Below are 16,976 nucleotides of genomic sequence, written 5' to 3' on the forward strand. Positions count from 1 at the left end.
GGAACGTTGTCGAACCGGTTCAGCCACGGCTCATCGACATTGCGGCACAAGTCGTCATTATCGCAGGGCGGCTTTTCGCCGGGCGGAGACAGGAGTGTTCGATGCGTAAGGCATTGATCGGATTGGTGATGTCGGCAACGGTGCTTACCCCCGTGGCCGCGGAAGCGCAAAATCACGGCGGCAGCCGGGCCGAGCGCATCCAGCAACGTTACGAGCGGCAGGGCGAGCGCAATCAGGCACGCGTCGAGGCCCGGCAGCAACGGCAGGCGGTCCGCCAGGAACGTCAGGACGTGCGGCAGCAGCGCGTCGAAGCGCCTCGGCAGGCGCCGGTGCAGGTGCAGGGCAACCAGGGCGTCGACCAGCGCTCGGCGTCCAACTGGCAGAGCGGAGAGCGGCGGCGTGGCGAAGGGGGCGCCCGGCGCGAGGCCTATCGTCAGCGGATCGACGCGACTCGCGAAGCGTCGCAGCGCAGCGCGGAAGGTCTGGATCCCCGCTATCAGCGGCAGGCGGCGCGGAACCAGCAGCGCTACGAGGAGCGGCTTCGCGACCAGCGCCGCGACCGCCGCGACGATCGCCGCGATTGGCGCAACGACCGCCGGGACGACCGCCGGGGTTGGCAGAACGACCGCGGGGATTATCGGCAGGCGCAGCGTTGGGACCGCCAGTGGCGCAACGATCGGCGGTACGATTGGCAGAATTATCGCTACGCCCACCGCGATCTCTACCGGATCGGACGCTATTACTCGCCCTATCGTGATCACAGCTACAGCCGTCTGTCGATCGGCTTCTCGCTCGGCTCCGGCTTCTACGGCGATCGCTACTGGATCAGCGATCCCTGGCAGTATCGCTTGCCGCCGGCTTATGCCGGCACGCGCTGGGTCCGCTATTATGACGACGTGCTGCTCGTCGACATGTATACCGGCGAGGTGATCGACGCGATCTACGACTTCTTCTGGTAAGCGGTCACGCCGCAGATCGAAGGATCGGAAGCCCGGGGCGCATGCGCTCCGGGCTTTTCGCTTGCCAGCGCCGGGCGGCGCCAGCATGAAAAGAGCGTTTCCGGAGGGTCTTGATGCGCTTTCTCGCTTTCGCCGCCGCCTGCCTGATCGCCTCGCCCGCTGCGGCCGAGATCCTCGTGATCCATGCCGGCCATCTGCTTTCGGATCCGGCGCGCGCCGTCGCCGGACCTTCCACGATCACCGTCGCGGACGGCCGGATCACAGCGATCGATGCGGGGCTGACGCCGCCGCCGGCCGGTGCCCGCCTGATCGATCTTTCGTCCAAGACGGTGCTGCCGGGCCTCATCGACACCCATGTCCATCTCTCCGGTGATCCCGGATCCGATTATCGCGACGAAGCGGTCAACAGCGACGAATATGCGACCCTGGTCGGGGCCAGGAACGCGCGGATCACCGCGCTGGCCGGCTTCACCACAGTCCGGGATCTCGGATCGCCGCCGCTGGTCGGCTTCGCCTTGCGCCGCGCAACCGCGGAAGGTGCCATCCCAGGCCCGCGGATCGTGTCGTCGGGGCCTGCCATCTCGACCATCGGCGGCCATGGTGACGTTTCCGGGTTCCGGCCCGAAGTGGTCGCGGTGCTGGGCGCGAACAACACCTGCACCGGTCCGGAGCAATGCGCCGCCCGCGTGCGCGAATTCTCCCGGGCCGGCGCCGACCTGATCAAGATCACTGCAACCGGCGGCGTCCTGTCCCAGCAGGCGCGCGGCCTCGGCCAGCATTTCACCGACGCCGAGATGAAGGCGATCGTCGACACCGCCCACGGCCTTGGCCTCAAGGTGGCCGCGCATGCCCACAGCGCCCGCGGCATCGAGGCCGCCGCCCGCGCCGGCGTCGATTCGATCGAGCACGGCACCTTCGCCGATGCCAAGGCGATCCAGGCGATGAAGACCGGCGGCGCGACATTGGTGCCGACCCTGATGGCGTTCACCGGCATTCGTGAGCGGCTCGGCAAGGGCGTCTACACGCCGGCGGTCGAGGCCAAGGTCCGCGAGACGCTGAGCGAAGTCGGCAAGGCGGCGCGCGCGGCGCGGGCCGCCGGCGTGCCGGTGGTGTTCGGCACCGACGCGGCGGTGTTCGAACATGGCCGCAACGCTCAGGAGTTCGGCCTTTTGGTCGATCAGGCCGGGATGAGCCCGGCCGAGGCGATCGCGTCCGCGACCACGGGGGCGGCGCGGTTGCTCGGCATGGACAACGAGATCGGGCGGATCGCGCCGGGCTATTCGGCGGACATCATCGCGGTGAGCGGCGATCCGCTCCGCGACGTGCATGCGCTGGAGAGGGTGGACTTCGTGATGGTGAGAGGACGGACGATCCAATGAACAGCGTGGTTGGAGATCCCTACGCGCTCTATCGGATGCAGATCGGCGCGTGGGTGAAGGATCGGATGAAGCGGACCGCCAACGTCCTCCAGATCCCGGCGAAGGGCCTCGACATCTTCGTCGTGCGCGATCTGCTGACCCGCAGCGAGTGCGAGCAGGTGATGAAGCTGATCGACAAGGATCGCATTCCCTCGGGCCTGCTCTCCCCGAGCGGCGATCCGGAATTCCGCACCAGCGAGAGCTGTCATCTGAGGATGAGCGATCCGATCAACGTGCAGGTGCAGAACAAGATCAATCATCTCACCGGCATCCAGCCTGCGCATGGGGAGACCATCCAGGGGCAGCGCTACGCGCCCGGCCAGCAGTTCAAGCCGCACAACGATTATTTCCATCCCGGCACCGATTATTGGGACGACATGCAGCTGAGCGGCGGCCAGCGCACCTGGACGGCAATGGTATTCCTGAACGACGTCGAAGCCGGCGGCCAGACCTGGTTCCCGGACGCCAACGTCCGGGTCACGCCCCGCCAGGGCAATCTGCTGCTGTGGAACAACATGGACGAATACGGGCAACCGAATCCCTATTCGCTGCACAGCGGCATGCCGGTCGAGGCGGGCGTCAAATATGTGATCACCAAATGGTATCGCGAGCGTCCATGGACGCCGCTGCCCGCCTGAGCGCGGGAGCAGATCAGCTCTCGCCGTCGATCTCCGGCGCTTCGTCGAGATATTTCGGAGTCTCCGGTGCGCGAAGCTTGGCCAGGGTGACGATCGCCGCCAGGGCAAGCCCGGCTTCCCAGATGAAGAACGCGATTGCCGCCGAAGCCGCGTGCAGCGCCGTCGACCATTGGTAACGCCGCGTGAGTCTGCCGACATAAGCAGGATCGAGCCGGTCGTCGATGTCGCGGGTCGCGCAACCGGTTCGCCACTTGAGCAACCAGGCCAGCGACAGCGCAGCCAGCGCGACCACATAGAAGATCGCGCCGGCTTCCCGGGAGCCGGGATCACTCAAGCGCTCGGCAAACGCGCGCGTGGGAAATGCTATGAAGGCGATGATTGCAAGGAACAGCAGCGTCGCGAGCAGAAAATGATGCCCGGTGGTACGGTAGATGGCGCCTGAAAAATGGTGGTGCACCCAATAGATGCCGATCACCAGCACCGAGAGAAGATAAGCCAGATAAGCGGGCCACAGCGTCAACAGCTCGTTGGCGAAATCCGGCCCGGCTTCGGGAAGCTTGATCTCCAGCAGCGGCAGCGTGAAGGCGATCGCGAACACCGCGTCTGCGAAAATCTCCATCCGCTGCGTTCCGCGCACGGCCCCTTCGCCGGGATGCTCGTCGAGCCGCGGCGTATCTTTATTGTCCTTGGTCACGATCGATCCTCCTGGGCGGCGTTCGGCCAGGCTAGGCGAGAACGAGGACGATGGCGATCCTGAGCGTGAAAGCCGCCTCCGCGCCGAAGGGATGCGGTATCAACGGGCGTTTCCTGGCTCGAGAGCGGCTCAGGCGCAGAGCACAAGCTGCGTCAGTCGGTTGCACCCATATAGGCGCCGTTCAAGTAGAGGAGCGGATCGACTTCTTCGCGGGCGATCGCGTCCTCGACGACGCCGATGAAAATGCTGTGGGTGCCGAAGGGATGATGATCGATCCGGCGGCACACGATCGAGGCCTGGGCGTCGATCAGCCGCGGCGGGCGCTCGCAATCCATCGTCCAGCCGGAGACGAAGCGCAGGCCGTGCTGCCGGCGATCGGCGAACATCTGGGCGATGTCGACCTGATCGCGGTGCAGGACGTTGACGCAGAAATGCGAGACGTCCTCCATCGAGCTGTGCATCGCCGCGAACCGGTTGATACAGACCAGCAGGCTGGGCGGATCCATCGCAAGCGACGACATTGCGGTCGCGGTGATCCCCATCGGCTCGCCGCCGACGCAGATCGTGATCACGTTCACGGTTGACGCCACCCGGCGCATCGCCGCCCGGAAGCCGTCGGTCACGTGAAGATCGGTTTCGCTCATCGCCTTCCCCATGGCGTCTGCCGCCGTCGCTGGCAATCCGCGATCCGTAGCCACGCATTTCGGGATCGCAGCGGAAGCCGGCAAGGCTCTGGATTTCCGAGGTCTTTGCGCCCGCCGCCCCCTCCCCGCCCCGGCAGCAGCAGAGACAAACGTCGGATTTCACTGGAAAATCTTTGGATATCCGCTAGCATCACGGCCGGGAGGCGACAGGGGGAACATGATCGAGCTTCTGACGGCACCGGCGAATCTGCCATTCTCGGTGGCATTGATCGTGATGCTGCTGATCGGCCTCATTGAAGCGATCGGGCTCGGCGCGCATGCCGTCCACATCGATCTTCACCTCGATACCCATATCGATGGTTTCGATCCCCTTGCCTGGCTCGGCATCGGCCGGATCCCGTTGCTGATGGTGATCATCGTCTTTCTCGCCATCTTCGGCCTGGCGGGGCTGACGCTACAGCAACTGGCCTCCGAACTGGCCGGCGCACCTTTGTCGCCATGGATCGCCGGTTTGGCGGCCGCCGTCGCAGCTTTGCCGCTCACCGGTTTCGGCGCGCGCGGCCTCGCCCGCATCCTGCCCCAGGACGAGACCACTGCCGTGAGCCTCGACACTCTCGTCGGCAAGCGCGGCGAGATCACGATCGGCACCGCCCGCCGTGGCAGCCCCGCGCAGGCGCGGGTGCGCGACGTCCACGGCCAGGTCCATTACGTTATGGTCGAGCCGCACGAGGAAGCCCATCCGCTCGCCGCCGGCGACGCCATCCTCCTCGCCCGCCGCGAGGGCCACATTTTCATCGCACTGGGGCGGGCCGACGGCCTCGACCCGCTCATCCACGAACAACTGAAGGTAGGTTGACGATGTTCACCGGAATGAATGGCCTCATCCAGTTGGCGATCTATGCCGGCGCCATCCTTGTGGTGGCGCTGACGATCGGGCTCATGATCACACGCCTCTACAAGCGTGCGACCAAGGAGATCGGCTTCGTCCGCACCGGCTTCGGCGGCGAGAAGGTGGTGATCAACGGCGGCGCTCTCGTGCTGCCGGTTCTCCACGAGACGATGCCGGTCAACCTCAACACCGTCCGCCTCGCCGTCGAGCGCAAGAATAACGACGCGCTGATCACCCTCGATCGCCTGCGCATCGACGTGAAGGCCGAATTCTACGTTCGCGTCCGCCCGGACAGCGAGAGCATCGCCATCGCGGCCCAGACGCTCGGCCTGCGCACGATGCAGCCCGAAAGTCTGAAGGAGCTGATCGAGGGCAAGTTCGTCGACGCTCTGCGCTCCGTCGCCGCGGGCATGACGATGGCCCAGCTGCACGAGCAGCGCGCCGATTTCGTTCAGAAGGTGCAGCAGGTTTCGGCCGCCGATCTGGCGATGAACGGCCTCGAGCTCGAATCGGTGTCGCTGACCGGCCTCGACCAGACCTCGATCGAGCATTTCAACGCCAACAATGCGTTCGATGCCGAGGGCCTCACCAAGCTCACCGAGCAGATCGAGCTGCGCAAGAAGGCGCGCAACGACATCGAGCAGGAAACCCGGGTGCAGATCGAAGCGAAGAATTTCGACGCCCAGCGTCGCAGCCTCGAGATCGCCCGCGACGCCGAATTCGCGCGGCTGGAACAGGAGCGCGAGGTCGAAGTGCGGCGCGCCGCCCAGTCTGCCGAAGTTGCGCAGGAGCAGTCGCTGCGCCAGCGTGAAGCCGAGGAAGCGCGGATCGCCGCCAAGCAGCAGGTCGACAGCGCCCAGATCCAGGCCAACCGTCTCGTTGAGCAGGCCAAGATCGCGCAGACCCAGGCGCTCGAGATCGCCCGCCAGGAACAGCAAATCGCAGTCCAGAACAAGAGCCGCGAGGAAAGCCAGGCCAAGGCGGAGGCCGACAAGGCGCGCGCCGCCGCGGTCGCGGCCGAGGAGCAGGTCGGCACGGCGCGCGAAACCGAGATCGCCGAACGGCAGAAGAAGATCGAACTGATCGACGCGGCGCGCGAGGCCGAGCGGGCGGCGATCGGCATCCGCGTCAAGGCCGATGCCGACAAGCAGGCCGCCGCCGACCGCGCCGAAGCCCTTCGTCTCGCCGCCGAAGGCGAGGCGGAAGCGGAAAAGCTCAAGGCGGAGGCCGCCCGCGTCCGCTTCGAAGTCGAAGCGGCCGGACAGCGTGCGATCAACGAGGCGGCGAACCTGCTCTCGTCCGATCAGGTATCGCTGCAGGCGAAGGTTGCCCTGCTCAAGGTGCTCCCGGAAATTGTCCGGGAAGCCGCCAAGCCTATGGAAGCAATCGACAGCATCAAGATCGTCCAGGTCGATGGCCTGACCGGGAGCGCCGGCGCGGGCGGACTGGCCGGCGGCGCGGCTGGCGGGGACAGCAGCAACCTTGCCTCGTCCGCGGTCGCCGCGGCGCTCCGCTACCGTGCGCAGGCACCGATCGTCGACGGCCTGATGAAGGAATTGGGCTTCGACGGATCGACGCTGGAGAATCTGGTCGCCGGCGCCAAGGATCCGGGCTCGGCCGAGGTGCCTCTGGTCGCAGTGCCGGTCGCCCCGAAGGATTGAACGGACGATGCGCATCGCGCCGCGGGGTGGGGTGCGCATCGCCGCATGTCGAAAAGGCGGAACCGCGCCGCCCGTCCGGCGCTGCGCAACGCAATGAGCACAATTCACCGCCTCAACCACGCGCTCGAACGCGCCTGGGCGCGGGGCCTGCTGCCCGAGCCGCCATTTGAGCGGGCGCTTGCGCGCTGGTCTGCGGAGGGCGATCCGAGCTGGACGGAGCCGCTCGCGATCCTGGTCCAAAGCCTGATCGAGGAAGCCGATCTCAATCCGCTCGGGCGGACCATGGCTTATGGCCAGATTGCGCGGGCGGTGGCCGCCCGCCGCCGCGCGGACGCGCTGTGGCGAACACGATTCGAGATCGCTGATATCCGGATCGAGGCGCCGATCGTCATCCTCGGCCAGATGCGGTCGGGGACGACTCGGGTCCACCGGCTGCTCGCCTGCGACCCGCGCTTTCGCTTCACCCGCTTCTATGAGACGATGGCACCGGTGCCGCCGCGCGGCCCCGATCTCCGGCCGCTCGCCGCCGCGGCCGGCCTGCGTTTCGTCCACCATCTCAATCCGGATCTGAAGGCGGTCCATCCCACCACCGCGGCAGCACCGGAGGAGGAATTCGGCCTATTCAGCCCCTCCATCCACGGCGCCCAGTTCGAGGCGCAATGGCGGGTCCCGAGCTTCACCCGCTGGTGGGAACAAGTCGACCGCCGGCCGGTCTACGCGACGTTCGGCAAGCTGATGAAGATCCTTGCCTGGTCGCGGGCCGGCAGCGGACCGTGGCTGATGAAAGCGCCGCAATTCATGGAGGATCTCGATCTGCTCCTCGAGCAATTCCCGGATGCACGGCTGATCTGCCTGGATCGCGACCCGGCCGAAGTCGCAGGCTCGTCGGCCTCGCTCGTCTGGAACCAGATGAAGGTCCAGTCCGATTCGGCAGATGCCGCGTGGATCGGCGCCGAATGGCTGCGCAAGACTGCGCGGCGAGCGGATCGGTCAGCCGCCGTACGTGCCGCTCGCCCCGACGTGCCCCAGATCGAGATCAGCTTCGACGCGATGAACCAGGACTGGCGCGGCGCCGTCGCGCGCATCTACGACTTCCTCGACCTGCCGCTGACATCCGCGGTCGAAGCCGCGATGGCGCGCTATCTCGCAGAGGCGGAGCGCAGCGGCTTTCGCGGCCATCGCTACAGCCTCGCCGACTTCGGCCTCGATGCAGAAAGCGTGCGCAATGTGGTTGGGGCGAGCGCCGCTTACGCGCTATAGCCCGCGCATGTCCTGGTATGTCGGTTTGCTGCTCTTCCTCGCCACCGTCGCGGCGATGGAGGGCGTCGCCTATGGCGCGCACCGCTGGATCATGCACGGGCCCGGTTGGTTCCTGCATCGAAGCCACCACCGGCCGCGTACCGGCGCCTTCGAAGCGAACGATCTTTATGCCGTGATCTTCGCCCTGCCCTCGATCACCCTGATCTTCGGCGGCGTCAATCTCGGCTGGGGCGCCTGGGCGATCTGGGTCGGCGCCGGCATCGCCGCTTACGGCGCCATCTATTTCGGCTTCCACGACGTCATCGTCCACCGCCGGCTCGCGCACCGCTACCTGCCCAAGTCCGACTATATGAAGCGGATCATCCAGGCGCACCGGCTGCATCACGTTACCGAGAGCCGCGAGGATTCGGTCAGTTTCGGCTTCCTGATCGCCCCCCGGCCCGAGGCGCTCAAGGCCGAGTTGAAGAAGCGCGGCCATGCCGGGGTAAGGGCACCGCGGGCCTAGCCATCTCCCCCTTCAGGGAAGAGGGGGATCAGCGTGGCCGGGTCCAGAGGTCCTCGCGCTCGACCGAATCCCCGCTGCCCGATGCTTTCACCAGCGCCAGCCCCACCGATGCCAGCTTGCGGCGCTTGCGGATAATCACCCGACTGTCGAGCGCAGCCGCGCCGCGCTGGGCAACCTTGCGGCCGATCGCCCCATAGATCGAGGCTGCGGCGAGCACCGCCCAGCGGGCGCGGAACGGAAGGCGTGGGGCACCGGCGCGCCCGGAAAGCTCGTATCGTTCGGACAAGGCGGCGAGGCGCCCGGCGATCATGGCGACCCTGTCGCGATGCGCCGGCGAGGCGAGATCGCCCGGCTTCAGGCCGGCTTCGGCCAGCCATTCGGCGGGGATGTAGCAGCGCCCGTTCTCGCAATCCTCGGTGATGTCCCGGGCGATGTTGGCGAGCTGGAACGCGATGCCGAGATCGGAGGCTCGGTCGAGGGTCAGCTCGTCGTCCGGCGCCACCCCCATCACCACCGCCATCATGCAGCCGACCGCACCGGCGACGTGAAAGCAATAGCGCAGCAGATCGCGTTCGTTGGCCGGCCGCCAGCCCGCAGCATCGAGCGCGAAGCCGTCGAGATGGGCGCGAATGAAGGCGTGGGGGATCGCGCATTCGGCGGCGACTACGGCGAGCGCGTCGAACGGTGGATCGCCGACCGTCTCGCCCGCCAGAGCCCGGTCGGTCGCGTCCGCAATGCCGCGAAACGCCTGCTCAGGCTCGGCGACCGGGCGGCTGTCATGGCCCAGCGTCTGGCCATCGGTGCGGTCGTCGCAGGCACGGCACCAGGCGTAGAGCAGCCAGGCCCGCTCGCGCGTCTCGCGATCGAACAATCGGCTCGCCAGCCGAAAGGATTTCGAGCCGCGGCCGATGATCGCCGCAGCCTCCGCCACCAAGGCGGCGCGCTCAGGCGGCGAGATCATCGAGCATCAGCCCGGCCGTCGCCTTGGCGCTGCCGACCACGCCGGGTATCCCGGCCCCGGGATGGGTGCCGGCGCCGACGAAATAGAGATTGCGGATGACGTCGTCGCGATTGTGAACCCGGAAGAAGGCGCTCTGGGTGAGCAGCGGCTCGAGGCTGAAAGCCGAGCCGAGATGAGCGCCGAGATCGCTCTCGAAGTCCTTCGGCGTGTAATGGAAGCAGGTCTCGATCGCGGCGCGCACGCCCGGCAGCGCGCGCGCCTCGACGATCTCGAGGATGCGGTCGCGGTAGCGGGGGCCCTCTACCGCCCAGTCGACATCATGGTTGCCGAGATGCGGCACCGGCGCCAGCGCGTAGAAGGTCGAGCAACCCGCCGGAGCCATTTCGGGATCGGTCGCGGTCGGATGATGCAGATAGAGCGAGGGATCGTCGGCGAGACGCCCCTTGCCGTAAATGTCTCCGAGCAGGCCCTGATAGCGGGGCCCGAACAGGATCGAATGGTGCGGCACCTCGGGCCATTTGCCGCGCGCGCCGAAATGGACGACGAACAACGAGGGCGAGAAGCGCTTGCGGCGCAGCCGCGCGGCGGCAGTGCGGCCGCGCTTGTTGTCGCCGAGCAGATCGTAGGTCGCGACCACGTCCCCGTTCGAAGCGATGCCGTCGAACCGCTCTTCCCAGCCGCTGCGGGTCCGGATCGACGTCGCCGCAGCGCCGCTCGCGGTGATCGCCTCCACCGGATCGGCGAGGCGGAGGGTGCCGCCGAGCCGCTCGAACAGGCGCACCATGCCCGCGATCAGCGCATTGGTGCCGCCTTTGGCGAACCACACGCCGCCATCGCGCTCCAGCTTGTGGATCAGGGCATAGATGGCGCTGGTCGTCATCGGGTTGCCGCCGACGAGGAGCGTGTGAAAGGACAAGGCCTGCCGCAATTTCTCGTTGCGAACGAAGGTCGACACCATCGCATAGACCGAGCGCCACGCCTGGTAGCGCGCCAGCGCCGGCGCCGCCCGCAGCATCGACCGGAAATCGAGGAAAGGCACCGCCCCCAATTTCTCATAGCCTTCGCGGTATACGCCGGCCGAATAATCGAGGAACCGCCGATAGCCGGCGACGTCCGCCGGATCGAGCGCCTCGATCTGGGCGAGCAAGGCAGGGTCGTCGTTGGAATAATCGAAGATGCTGCCGTCGGGCCAGGACAGGCGATAGAAGGGACTGACCGGCACCAGATCGACGTCTGCCGCGATGTCGCTGCCCGACAAAGCCCACAATTCCTGCAGGCAGGCGGGATCGGTGATCACGGTCGGCCCGGCATCGAACGTGTAACCGTCCCGGTTCCAGACGTAGGCGCGTCCGCCGGGCTTGTCCCGCGCTTCGACGATGGTGGTGGCGATCCCGGCCGATTGCAGTCGGATCGCCAGTGCAAGACCGCCGAAACCGGCGCCGATGACGGCAGCGCGTTTCATGCGGTCGTCTGTCCTTCCTTGTTGGCAAGGGCCGAAATGGCCTTGCCGATCCTGACCGGCGGTTTCCCGCTCAAAATGCGGGCTTTGTCGACCAGGGTCGTCTGCGCCGCATAGAAGCGTTCGACCACCGACGCATCCAGACGGTAAAAGTGCTCAAGCACACGATAGCGTTCCGGTCCGGGCGCCGCCCGGAACAGCATACGGTTGAGCAGCCGATAGAAGCCCCGTGCACCCCAGAGCCGCTCCGCCTCGCGGCGGAACACGGCGTGGAGCGCGGCGCTGCCGAGGTCGATCTGGCGCGAAAGCAGCAGCGCGTTGCGCGCCGCGTCGGGGAGCGAATAGCCGGTGGTGGGGTGGAAGAAACCGCCGCGTAGCCCGAGCCGCGCCACCGGCGGGCCGTCCCACAGGCGCTCGACGCGTCCGCCCATCGCCACCGGCAGCACGCCATGCTCCTCGCGGACGGTCTCCGCGCGCCCCCATCCCTGCGCGTCGACATAGGCGTCGATACGAATGCCGAGTTCGGCCAGGTCGAAGTCGGCGCTGAGCCGGTAATAGGTGTCCTCGACCAGCATGTCGGTTGCGGAAAACGGCAGGCAGTAGACGAAGCGATAGCCGTCTCGCTGATCGACCGTGGCGTCCATGATGATCGGCCGCGCGAGCCCGTGCGGCCGCGCGAAGCGCAGCTCCCGGCCGAGGAAATATTGCCAGCCGAGATCGAGCGCCGAGAGATCGGACGGGCCCCGCGCGTCGATCACGCCATCGGCTTCCAGCCTCTCGCCGGTGACGAGGGTGACCGCATCGGGCGCGACCTCGGCGATTCGCGCACCGAGGCGGAAGCGGTCGGCGGGCAGCGCCGCGCGCACCGCCGCGTCCAGCCGCTCCGAGCTGACGCTGTTATAGCCGCTCTCGAGCACCCGCCGGCGGCGAGGAAAGCGGATTTCGTGGCTGTCCCAATAAGCGGCGCGAAGCGGCTCCACGAGCGGCCGTGCGGCCGCATCGAGATCGGCGTCGAAATAGGACCAGGTGTGATTGCCGCCGAAGCGGTCGGCGCCCTCGAGCAGCAACAGCTCGACGTCGGAACGCCGCCCCGCCAGGGCAAGCGCCGCGAGGCAGCCGGAAAGACCGCCACCGGCGATGATCAGTCTCTTCCCTGCCATGGCCTAGCCATAGGCAAGCTGGTCGCGCGGCGCCATCGGTTCGTGTAAGGCCCGGCAATGGCGCTTCCTGTTCCCCTGTTGACTGCGATGCTGGCGATGACCGCGATCGTCGCGTTCCGCTACGCCGCCGTCAGCGGCGCGTTCGCCTGGCTGACCGAGCGGCGCGCGCCCGGCCTTTATGCGGGACGCGGAGGGCAGATCCGCAAGGAGATCGGCTGGTCCCTGGCGAGCGCCGCAATCTACGGTCTGCCGGCCGGGCTGCTCGCCTGGGGATGGCAGGCGCGCGGATGGACACGCATCTACTCGAACGCTTCGGACTATCCACTCTGGTGGTTGCCCGCTTCCGTGCTCCTGTACCTGCTGCTCCACGACACCTGGTTCTACTGGACCCATCGCTGGATGCACCGGCCCCGGCCGTTCAAGATCGCCCACGCCGTCCACCATGCCAGCCGTCCGCCCACCGCCTGGGCGGCGATGAGCTTCCACCCGGTCGAGGCGCTCACCGGCGCTGTGGTCATTCCGGGTCTCGTACTTTTCATCCCGATCCATTATGGTGCGTTGCTCGTCGTTCTTTCGGTGATGACGGTGATGGGGGTCACCAATCACATGGGCTGGGAGATGTTTCCCGACCGGCTCGTGCGGGGTCCCGCGGGGAAGTGGCTGATCACGGCTTCGCATCACGAGCGGCATCACCGCGCGTACAGGTGTAATTATGGGCTTTATTTTCGCTTTTGGGATCGGCTTTGCGGGACGGACGACGGCCTCGGCACGTTCGCTGCGCACCCGCGCGCTGGCGGCGCTGCTGCTGGCGCCGATGCTGAGCGGGGCGGCGGCGCCGAGCGAGGCGGAACTCGACATCGCGCTGACGCTGCGTAACGCCAACGGTCTCGTTCGCCTGTGCCTGACCGGGCGACCGGCCAATTTCCCGGCCGATTGCAAGGCCGATCCCAATGCGGTGCGAAAGACGGTCGCGGCGGCTCGGACGCTGACGGTGCGCATCCCCGGCGTCGCCCCCGGCACCTACGGCCTGTCCTTGATCCATGACGAGAATGGCAACGGCAAGCTCGACAAGATCGGTCCGGTGCCGACCGAAGGGTTCGGCTTTTCCCGCAATCCGGGGATCCGCTTCGGACCGCCGGCCTTCAAGGATGTAAGCTTCTCCGTGGGCGGCGGAAAAACCGTTCAGACGGTGCGGGTCCGCTACCTTCTTTAGCCTAGGTGGACCGCAGCGCCGACACAGGATAGCCTCGCTGACTGGTGGGGCCGAGGAGAGAGCGTTGATGGTCCAGGCCCCAGCCCCGATGGGCGACGTGCAGCTTCGGCCTGCGCCGCGGCCGCCGCTTCGGGTGGTGCTGGCGGCGCCCCGCGGTTTCTGCGCCGGCGTACGCCGGGCGATCGATGCGGTCACCCAGGCGATCGACCATCATGGCGCCCCGGTCTACGTGCGGCGCGCGATCGTCCACAATCTTGCCGTCGTGCGTGAACTCGAGGCGCGGGGGGCGATCTTCGTGCAGGAGGTCGACGAGGTTCCCCCCGGAGCAGTGCTGATCCTCTCCGCACACGGCGTGACGCCAGGCATCGCCCAGGCCGCCGAGCAGGGAGGACGCCGGGTGATCGACGCGACCTGCCCGTTGGTCGCCAAGGTGCACCGGGAAGTCGTTCGCCACCACCGCGACGGCCGGCACGTCATCCTGATCGGCCATGCCGACCATCCCGAAATCGAGGGCACGCTCGGTCAGTTGCCGCCCGGCGCCGCCGACGTGATCGCCTCCTCCAGCGAGATCGACGCCCTCGACATTCCGCCGGCCGGCAAGGTCGCCTTCGCCGTGCAGACCACCTTTTCGGTCGACGAGGCGGACGGCATTGCCGCCGCGCTCGGTGCCCGCTTTGCCGATCTCGCCGGCCCGAGCGGCAGCGACATCTGCTACGCGACGACCAACCGCCAGGCCGCCTTGCGCGCGATCGCCCCATCGGTGGACGCGATCATCGTCGTCGGCGAAAGCTTCTCTTCCAACGCCAACCGCCTTGCCGAGGTCGCCGCCGCGCAAGGCTGCGAATCGGTTCAGCTCGTCGCCGGCCCGGAGGAACTCGACTGGAGCGCGGTAGAGGGTCGCGCGTCGATCGGTGTGACCGCGGCCGCCTCGACTCCGGAAAGCTCGGTGTCGGCCGTGCTCGACGGGCTGCGGGCGCGCTTCGATCTTGCCATCGAGGAAATCGGCAGCCCGATCGAGAGCGCCCATTTCCGTCCGGTGCGTGTCGCATGACGACGCTCACCCTCAGCCATGACGAAGGCCTGCTGGCGCCCTCGCTCCGCCGGATCGCCGACGAAATGGACCGTGCGTTCGATCGGCTGCTGGCGGAACCCGCCGACGGCCGGGCGCGGCTCTACCAGGCGATGCGCCACGCCGCGATCGGCGGCGGCAAGCGGCTGCGGCCCCTGCTCGTGATCGCGGCCGCCGAGCTGTTCGGGGTTCCGCGGCCGCGCGCCTTCATCGCCGGGCTGGCGGTCGAATGCATTCATGTCCACTCGCTGATCCACGACGATCTGCCGTGCATGGACGATGACGATCTCCGCCGCGGCAAAGCCACCGTGCACCGAGCCTTCGACGAGGCGACGGCGGTGCTGGCCGGCGATTCGCTTCATGCACTCGCCTTCGAGCTGCTCGCCGACCGAGGGCTGCATCCCGATCCCGCGGTGCGGGTGGAGCTCGCGGTGTCGCTGGCGCGCAGCGCCGGTGCCTCGGGCATGGCAGGCGGACAGATGCTCGATCTTCTGCCCGAACCGTCCATCGGCGATTTCGAAGCGATCGCCCGTCTCCAGCGGTTGAAGACCGGTGCGCTGATCGGCTGGTGTCTCGATGCCGGCGCAGCGCTCGGTGAGGCGAGCGAGGAGGCGCGGCGCAGCCTGCGCGGCTATGCACGCTGCATCGGCCTCGCCTTCCAGATCGCCGACGATCTGCTCGATGTCGAGGGGTGCGAAAAGACGGCGGGCAAGCGGCTGCGCAAGGACGATGCCGCCGGCAAGCCGACTTTCGTCTCGCTGCTTGGCGCGCCCGCCGCGCGCGCGCAGGCCCAATTGCTGTCGACCCAGGCGATTGACCATCTCGCCGATTTCGGCGCGCGCGCAGAGCTGCTCCGCGCGGTCGCCCGGTTTACCGTCGACCGCGACCGCTAAGGGCGGTCTACAGCCCCGCTTCCACCGCGAGGCGGACGGCGTCGGCCGAGGTGGCCGCGTTCAGCCGCACCAGCAGGGCGGCACGGTGCATCTTGACCGTCTTCTCGTTGATGCCGAGCGCGGCCGCGATCTGCTTGTTGCGCAGACCGAGCGCCATCTGCTGGAGCACCTCGCGCTGCCGCTCGGTGAGTGCGGTGAGCCGACCGCGCGCAGCTTCGGCACGCGCGATCGCGTCGCGGGCGTCGGCGTCGGTGACGTCCATCTGCGAGCCGATGAAATAGGCAAGCCGCCCCTCGTCGTCGAACAAGGGCGCGACCATGACGGCGTTGCGAAACGCCGTCCCGTCGCGGCGATAGTTGAGCAGTTCGGTCATCACCGGCTTCGCATCGCGAATCGCGTCACGCATCGCCTGCAGCGGAGCCTCTTCCGTGCCGGGCCCGGCGAGGATCCTGCAGTTGCGGCCGATCAGCTCGTCCTGCGAATAACCGGTGAGCGTCTCGAACGCGGAGTTGACCGCGCGGATCGGATTGTCCGGCAGGCGGGGATCGGTGACGATTGCGGCAATCGGACTGAGGCGGATCGAGGCGAACAGCGCCTCTTCGTCGTCGGCAACGGGCATGGAGCTCCTTTAGCCTGCGCTTGTGCCGGTTGACAAACCGCGCCCTTGCGCCGGTTCGCGTGCGGCAACAATGCTTTGGACGAGCGCCAGATCCGCAGGCTTGTCGACATCGATCGCCGCCTCCGCGAATGGCAACCGCACGGGCTTGAGATCGAGCCCGAGCGACCGTCCGGCCCTGGCGGCGGCCTTGGGCAGGGAGATCGTGCGGGTGAAGGCACGCAGGAACAGCATCGGCCCGAAAAAGGTGAGGAGCTTAAGCGCCTTTTTCCGCTCCTTCTCGACGCGTCCCCAGAAATCCAGGGTCGCGCGGCCGGCCGGGGTGGCCAGCGCGAACAGGTTCGCACCGGAAAAATGCCCGTCGGAGAATTTGAGCCAGGTCCGCTTCGTCTCGGGGTAGGCCGCTTCCACCGTGGTCCGGTCCGCCACCGCGAACGCCACGTCCGCGCCCGCCGCGCCGGCGAGGAATGTCTCGACCATGTCGACGGACAGCAAGGCATGGTCGGCGGTGGCGATCAGCACCGGCCAGGGCGCGACGTCGCCGCCCGCAATCGCCGCGATGCTCGCGGAGATGCCGTCACCCGCCGGGGCGGTGCGGATTCGTGCCGAGTCTCCGATCCACGGCGCGATATCGGCGAGCAGGGCGTCGGGCGACTGGGCGAGAATGACGATCCGCGCGACGGAGGGGCAATCGAGCAAGGTCGCCGCCACTCTTGCGAGCATCGGCACGCCGCCGACCGGGATCAGCGCCTTGGCGCGGACATTCTGGCTCGCCGCAAAGGCGGACTCGCCGGGCCTTTCCCCCGCCAGAACGATCGCCGTCCAATCCGATGCCACCAAGCCCAACTGCCTTCCCGTCACGAAGTGATCGTAAAAATGACGCAATTGGCTGCACAAGCACGCAAGTTGCGGTAGCGCAACGCATCTTTCCGGACTT

The 16,976-nt window shown here is 67.5% G+C and carries 18 protein-coding genes; 11 read left to right on the forward strand and 7 right to left on the reverse strand.

What is annotated here, in order from left to right; genetic code table 11:
• Nucleotides 1-101: 101 nt before the first annotated feature.
• The 3 genes from ETR14_RS09375 to ETR14_RS09385 all read left to right on the forward strand — a co-directional run bounded on the left by ETR14_RS09375 (nt 102) and on the right by ETR14_RS09385 (nt 3,015).
• The gene (locus ETR14_RS09375; protein ID WP_165356391.1) at nt 102-959 is read left to right on the forward strand and encodes an RcnB family protein; all 858 of its coding nucleotides are present in this window, start codon (nt 102-104) and stop codon (nt 957-959) included.
• Between the two features lie 113 nt (nt 960-1,072).
• Complete coding sequence (locus ETR14_RS09380; protein ID WP_129384364.1) at nt 1,073-2,338, forward strand: amidohydrolase family protein; 1,266 nt, start codon at nt 1,073-1,075, stop codon at nt 2,336-2,338.
• A complete protein-coding gene (locus ETR14_RS09385; protein ID WP_129384365.1) occupies nt 2,335-3,015 on the forward strand; it encodes a 2OG-Fe(II) oxygenase in 681 nt (226 codons plus the stop codon). Before ETR14_RS09380 ends, ETR14_RS09385 begins: the two co-directional genes overlap by 4 nt.
• A 13-nt stretch (nt 3,016-3,028) precedes the next feature.
• On the opposite strand, the gene ETR14_RS09390 is transcribed toward ETR14_RS09385, so the two are convergent.
• Both ETR14_RS09390 and ETR14_RS09395 read right to left on the reverse strand, forming a co-directional pair.
• Entirely contained in the window at nt 3,029-3,709 is a 681-nt protein-coding gene (locus tag ETR14_RS09390) for a TMEM175 family protein (RefSeq protein WP_129384366.1), read from the reverse strand.
• A gap of 152 nt (nt 3,710-3,861) precedes the next feature.
• The gene (locus ETR14_RS09395; RefSeq protein WP_165356392.1) at nt 3,862-4,353 is read right to left on the reverse strand and encodes a flavin reductase family protein; all 492 of its coding nucleotides are present in this window, start codon (nt 4,351-4,353) and stop codon (nt 3,862-3,864) included.
• A gap of 217 nt (nt 4,354-4,570) precedes the next feature.
• Between ETR14_RS09395 and ETR14_RS09400 the strand changes: the two genes are divergently transcribed.
• From ETR14_RS09400 to ETR14_RS09415, 4 genes are all read left to right on the forward strand, one after another.
• Nucleotides 4,571-5,209 carry a YqiJ family protein gene (locus ETR14_RS09400; RefSeq protein WP_129384368.1) on the forward strand — a complete coding sequence of 213 codons (639 nt, stop codon included), beginning with the start codon at nt 4,571-4,573 and terminating at the stop codon, nt 5,207-5,209.
• Between the two features lie 2 nt (nt 5,210-5,211).
• The gene (locus ETR14_RS09405) at nt 5,212-6,903 is read left to right on the forward strand and encodes a flotillin family protein (protein ID WP_129384369.1); all 1,692 of its coding nucleotides are present in this window, start codon (nt 5,212-5,214) and stop codon (nt 6,901-6,903) included.
• Nucleotides 6,904-6,996: 93 nt separating this feature from the next.
• A complete protein-coding gene (locus ETR14_RS09410; protein WP_165356393.1) occupies nt 6,997-8,163 on the forward strand; it encodes a sulfotransferase in 1,167 nt (388 codons plus the stop codon).
• 7 nt (nt 8,164-8,170) lie between these two features.
• A complete protein-coding gene (locus ETR14_RS09415; protein WP_129384371.1) occupies nt 8,171-8,668 on the forward strand; it encodes a sterol desaturase family protein in 498 nt (165 codons plus the stop codon).
• A 28-nt stretch (nt 8,669-8,696) separates the two neighbouring features.
• Here the strand turns inward: ETR14_RS09415 and ETR14_RS09420 are convergent, their stop codons facing one another.
• The 3 genes from ETR14_RS09420 to crtY are packed head-to-tail and all read right to left on the reverse strand — an operon-like array spanning nt 8,697 to nt 12,248.
• Nucleotides 8,697-9,629 (reverse strand): phytoene/squalene synthase family protein, encoded by a 933-nt coding sequence (locus ETR14_RS09420; protein ID WP_206186006.1) that lies wholly within the window; start codon nt 9,627-9,629, stop codon nt 8,697-8,699.
• Complete coding sequence (locus ETR14_RS09425; RefSeq protein ID WP_129384372.1) at nt 9,613-11,091, reverse strand: phytoene desaturase; 1,479 nt, start codon at nt 11,089-11,091, stop codon at nt 9,613-9,615. The genes ETR14_RS09420 and ETR14_RS09425 overlap by 17 nt, the downstream gene beginning before the upstream one ends.
• Complete coding sequence (crtY, locus tag ETR14_RS09430) at nt 11,088-12,248, reverse strand: lycopene beta-cyclase CrtY (RefSeq protein ID WP_129384373.1); 1,161 nt, start codon at nt 12,246-12,248, stop codon at nt 11,088-11,090. The genes ETR14_RS09425 and crtY overlap by 4 nt, the downstream gene beginning before the upstream one ends.
• A gap of 57 nt (nt 12,249-12,305) precedes the next feature.
• On the opposite strand from crtY, the gene ETR14_RS09435 reads away from it, so the two are divergent.
• The 4 genes from ETR14_RS09435 (at nt 12,306) to ETR14_RS09450 (ending at nt 15,423) form a co-directional block, all read left to right on the forward strand.
• Entirely contained in the window at nt 12,306-13,124 is an 819-nt protein-coding gene (locus ETR14_RS09435; RefSeq protein WP_129384374.1) for a sterol desaturase family protein, read from the forward strand.
• The gene (locus tag ETR14_RS09440; RefSeq protein WP_129384375.1) at nt 13,063-13,461 is read left to right on the forward strand and encodes a DUF2141 domain-containing protein; all 399 of its coding nucleotides are present in this window, start codon (nt 13,063-13,065) and stop codon (nt 13,459-13,461) included. Before ETR14_RS09435 ends, ETR14_RS09440 begins: the two co-directional genes overlap by 62 nt.
• Before the next feature lie 67 nt (nt 13,462-13,528).
• Entirely contained in the window at nt 13,529-14,512 is a 984-nt protein-coding gene (gene ispH, locus ETR14_RS09445) for a 4-hydroxy-3-methylbut-2-enyl diphosphate reductase (protein ID WP_206186007.1), read from the forward strand.
• Nucleotides 14,509-15,423 carry a polyprenyl synthetase family protein gene (locus ETR14_RS09450; RefSeq protein WP_129384376.1) on the forward strand — a complete coding sequence of 305 codons (915 nt, stop codon included), beginning with the start codon at nt 14,509-14,511 and terminating at the stop codon, nt 15,421-15,423. The genes ispH and ETR14_RS09450 overlap by 4 nt, the downstream gene beginning before the upstream one ends.
• A gap of 7 nt (nt 15,424-15,430) precedes the next feature.
• Here ETR14_RS09450 and ETR14_RS09455 read toward each other — a convergent pair whose 3' ends face one another.
• A complete protein-coding gene (locus tag ETR14_RS09455; RefSeq protein ID WP_129384377.1) occupies nt 15,431-16,042 on the reverse strand; it encodes a LuxR C-terminal-related transcriptional regulator in 612 nt (203 codons plus the stop codon).
• A 9-nt stretch (nt 16,043-16,051) separates the two neighbouring features.
• Nucleotides 16,052-16,876: a nucleotidyltransferase family protein gene (locus tag ETR14_RS09460; RefSeq protein ID WP_243455909.1), complete on the reverse strand. Its 825-nt coding sequence runs from the start codon at nt 16,874-16,876 to the stop codon at nt 16,052-16,054.
• Nucleotides 16,877-16,976 lie beyond the last annotated feature (100 nt).

The organism is Sphingosinicella sp. BN140058 (assembly GCF_004135585.1).
In the GTDB taxonomy this organism is placed as follows: Bacteria; Pseudomonadota; Alphaproteobacteria; order Sphingomonadales; family Sphingomonadaceae; genus Allosphingosinicella.